Origin of the sequence: Pseudooceanicola sp. HF7 (genome assembly GCF_011806405.1) — a bacterium.
In the GTDB taxonomy this organism is placed as follows: Bacteria; Pseudomonadota; Alphaproteobacteria; order Rhodobacterales; family Rhodobacteraceae; genus Pseudooceanicola.
Genome location: NZ_JAATOW010000067.1, coordinates 1 through 4,096, shown reverse-complemented (window position 1 = coordinate 4,096; position 4,096 = coordinate 1). Strand labels below are relative to the sequence as shown.

The window sequence follows — 4,096 nt, the reverse complement described above, 5'->3', positions numbered from 1 at the left end:
CCTGTCGCTGGCCCACCTGGTGGCAGAGGGCAAGGCCCGGCTGACCGATCCCGTCGCCCCCCACGACCCGGTGTTCAGCGCCCTGCCCACCCGTGACGGCCGTGCGATCCGCCTGATCGACCTGGTCACCCACTCCAGCGGCCTGCGAAGAGAGCTGTTTCCGGTCGAAGGCGCGGAGAAATACTCCGATGCCGCCTTCGCCGCGAACCTGCAGGGCGATCCCCTGCTCTTCACGCCGGGCACCGGGATGCTCTATTCCAACATCGGCTTCGACGTGCTGGGCATGGCGCTCTCGGACCTGGCCGGGATGCCCTACGCCGACTACCTGCAAGAGAGCGTGCTGGCGCCGATGGGCCTCACCGCCACGAGCTACGCACGCTCTGATGGCACCAACGTCATGACCGGCTACGACTGGAACGGGGACTGGATGGACCCGGGCGCCCCGATCCCCAACCGCTTCGGCGCCTCCTCGCTGCGCACCACCCCCAACGACATGATCCGCTACCTGCAGTGGAACCTGGACCGCTTCGACACGGCGGATGCAGAGGTCCGCGCCCTGAGCCACGCGGCCTGGACCATGCGCGACGGCATGGACCCGGTCTATGGGCTGGACGAATCCGGCCACATGAGCGCGCTTGGTCTTGGCTGGGTGATCATGATGCCCGAAGGCGACAGCCCGCTGATCATCCAGAAGGCCGGTGGCGCCGACGGGGTCTTCAGTTATGTCGCCTTCGCGCCCGCCCGCGGCGTGGGCGTCTTCATCGCGATCAACCAGTTCGACTTCTCCGCCGGGATGGAAATCGCCACACTCGCCAATGAGCTGATCACCACCCTCTCCCCACGCTGAGGGGGGACCACGGACACCGGCATCCGGCACCACCTGGCGGTCGGAGCGGATGCCGGCATGACGCAGACCCTTGCGCGCTTCGCGACGGCCTCTTCCGGCACCGGGACAGACTCCCTCGGGCTGCCTCGTTGCCGGAACGGGTTCCCTGCCCCCCCTGTGGCGCGCCTAGCTGCCCCCCGGCCGGTCGCGCCGCGCCGGCAGGGTCTCGACAGGCTCCAGCAGCATCAGCATCGCCTCTTCGGAGCGGTAGTAGAGCAGGTGCAGATGGACCTGGTCCCAGATCGACAGGCCGCGGGGCCGGCGGGGCCGGACCGTTGGCGGAAAGATGGGGGCGAAACGCTTGCTGTCCCATTGCCCGGGTTCACGGCGCGGCACCGGCACGACCGAGCCCATCAGATCCCCCCTGTAGACCACATCGACCCAGTTCATCAAGCGGCTGGGCCGGGTGTAGAACTTGGCGATCTCGGCCTCGATCCTCGGCTCTTTCTGGGCCAGCAGCCCAAGGGCCGACCCCCAGGTGAACAACGTGATGCGCTCTGAATTCGTGCGGTATTCGGCCAGGGCATCCACCGCGATGGCGCCCCCCAGGGAATGTCCGACCACGTGGATCTGATCATAGCGCTCTGCCCCTTGCTTTCCGGCCACCTCGTCCAGCACCGCAAGGACCCGGTGACGCGCCATGGCCTGCAGCCCTGGGCGGCCCTCGGCCACCGGATCGTCGCGCAGGTAGCGCATCAGGAAATCCGAGACTCGGGCCAGCCGCTCCACCGGCGCCATCACCCCGACAGCCCCGATCAGCGCCACCGCCCCGGTCGCCCACCGGACCTGCTCGGACCAGGACTTGAAGGTGATGGAGGCCGCCGTCAGCCCGTCCCAGCCCAGTTGGTCCAGCTGGGACTGGACAGCGTCGGGAAGGCCGGTGGTGCCATCGGGGATGGCCGCCAGCAACAGCAGCAGCAGGCTGAGGTACCAGATCAACAGCAGCAGGCCCGCGATCCCCAGCGCCACGACCGTGCGCGCCGGAAGCTGGCCGCGCAGCAGCATCGACAGGCTGCCGCCCCCGAACATCCAGTACAGGATCAGGCCGGAGGCCCGCCGGAACCGGACCCAGGGCGACTCCTCTTCGCGCAGCGGCACCAGATCGCCCCAATAGGCCTCGTAGAGGTCGATCTCGATCTCGCTGCCGTCCTCCCGGCTGCAGGCGACAAATCCGGTGCCCGCGCGCTCGGGCTGCGAGGCGGGCAAGACCTGCCAGCCGTCCGTATAGCTCTGGATGGCCGCGGCAAGACGGTCCCGGGCGTCGCCTTGGACCGTCCGCTCGAAGCCCGGAACAACGATGATCGCACGCCGCATTGAATCCCCCCTGGCAGTCTCTCAACTTCCTTGGGGGAACCCTGCCTGCTCATCCTCTGCGGGACAACCGCATTGACCCTGCGCCGGGCGATTGCCTCAGCGCCAGCCAAGCCCCGGCGCCACGTGCTTCAGGATCGCCTCGATCACGTGCACATTGTACTCCACGCCCAGCGTGTTCGGCACGGTCAGCAGCAGCGTGTCGGCCTCGGCGATGCCCTCGTCGGCCTTCAGCTGATCGATCAGCTTGTCCGGCTCATCCGAATAGCCCCGCCCGAAGATCGAGCGCGTATCGTTGATGAAGCCAACCTGGTCGCTCTCCTTCCCGCCCTGGCCGAAATACATCCGGTCCTGGTCGTTCATGATGGCAAAGATCGACCGGCTGACCGACACGCGCGGCTCATGGGCGTGGCCGGCCTCTTTCCAGGCCTTGCGGTATTCGCGGATCTGCTCGGCCTGCTGGATGTGGAAGGGCTCGCCCGTCTCGTCATCCTTCAGGGTGGAGCTTTGCAGGTTCATGCCCAGTTCCGCCGCCCAGCGGGCGGTGGCATTGGACCCAGCCCCCCACCAGATCCGGTCGCGCAGACCCTCCGAATGCGGCCCAAGGCGCAGCTTGCCCGGCGGGTTGGGGAACATCGGGCGCGGGTTGGGTTCGGCAAACCCCTTGCCTTCGAGATGGGCCAGGAAGATCTCTGCATGGCGGCGGGCGTAATCGGCATCCGTCTCGCCCTCGCCCGGGCCGTAGCCGAAGTGGCGCCAGCCGTCGATCACCTACTCCGGGCTCCCGCGGGAGATCCCCAGTTGCAGACGCCCGCCGCTGATCAGGTCCGCAGCACCCGCGTCCTCAACCATGTAGAGCGGGTTTTCATAGCGCATGTCGATCACGCCGGTGCCGATCTCGATCTTGCTGGTGCGCGCGCCCACAGCCGCCAGCAGCGGGAAGGGAGAGGCCAGTTGCCGGGCATAATGGTGCACCCGGTAATAGGCGCCATCCAGCCCCAGCTCTTCGGCGGCCACCGCCAGTTCGATGCTTTGCAGCAAGGTGTCAGAGGCCGATTTCACGGCGCTTCCGCGGCGCGGATCCCAATGCCCGAACGACAGGAAACCAAGGTTCTTCATTGTTCCATCCTCATCATGAGAGGGCCGGCCATGACGGCCGGCGTTGGACAACAGATAGTCATGGGGGGCCTGGGGCGACAATGGCCCGCCCTGTTCCCTCAGGCGCAGGGGCTGCGCAGTGACGCACCGCGCACTTAGAAGCGCGCAGAACAGCAAGAGCCGAAAAGGCCCACCTGCCGCGCAAGGCGCTCTTCCCCGCGCCGCTAGCTCTCGAAAATCTCCGTCATGGCGGCATCGAAGGCCGCCCAGCTCAGCACGGCGCGATTGCCCGCGATACCGTGGTAATGGCTCTTGCCGGTGGAATTGGGCAGCCCGGCCCAGACCTTCGCCAGGTTGTTCATGAACCCGACCCGGGAAAGCGCGCCGCCCAGGAACCCGCTGTAGCCGGCCTGTTCCAGCAGGAAATCGGCCATGCGGTCCTGTACCCGGGCATCGTAGACCTCCTGCCCGCCAATCCCCAGGCGCTCGGCCACGTGGTCCAGGGTGCCGGGGATCATCTGGTAGCGCCCGATGGCGTGGTTCTGCCCGGGCGTGGCCCGGATCCAGGCACGGATCTCGTCCAGGGTCATGCGGCTGGGCGCGCGCGGCGGCTTGCGCCCGGCGCCGTGGTGCACGGCGTCATAGCCCGCGGGCCCGGCCTCTGCCCCCGCGATCAAATCGCGCAGCGCTGCCGTTGGCCCCTCCGGCCCGCGCCCGGGACTCAGCCGGGGGGCGACCGGGGCGAAGAAGCTGCCCTGCGCCCGCCCGTTGAACAGGCTGCCCGCCATCTGCCGCTGGACA

The 4,096-nt window shown here is 68.0% G+C and carries 3 protein-coding genes and 1 pseudogene; 1 reads left to right on the top strand and 3 read right to left on the bottom strand.

From position 1 onward, the window contains the following. Positions 1 to 847, top strand: an 847-nt coding sequence (locus tag HCZ97_RS20295) for a serine hydrolase (RefSeq protein WP_167690932.1), incomplete at its 5' end; no start/stop codon positions are given. A gap of 165 nt (positions 848 to 1,012) precedes the next feature. Here the strand turns inward: HCZ97_RS20295 and HCZ97_RS20290 are convergent. From HCZ97_RS20290 to HCZ97_RS20280, 3 genes and pseudogenes are all read right to left on the bottom strand, one after another. Next, positions 1,013 to 2,200: a lipase family protein gene (locus tag HCZ97_RS20290; protein WP_167690931.1), complete on the bottom strand. Its 1,188-nt coding sequence runs from the start codon at positions 2,198 to 2,200 to the stop codon at positions 1,013 to 1,015. 96 nt (positions 2,201 to 2,296) lie between these two features. Continuing rightward, positions 2,297 to 3,316 (bottom strand): annotated as a pseudogene (locus tag HCZ97_RS20285) (LLM class flavin-dependent oxidoreductase). A gap of 203 nt (positions 3,317 to 3,519) precedes the next feature. Further along, on the bottom strand, positions 3,520 to 4,096 hold a 577-nt coding region (locus HCZ97_RS20280; protein WP_167690930.1), incomplete at its 5' end, for a glycoside hydrolase family 104 protein.

What these genes read in the sequence shown, in the direction of transcription:
- HCZ97_RS20290 (WP_167690931.1), bottom strand. Translation starts at nt 2,200, where the DNA reads ATGCGGCGTGCGATCATCGTTGTTCCGGGCTTCGAGCGGACGGTCCAA.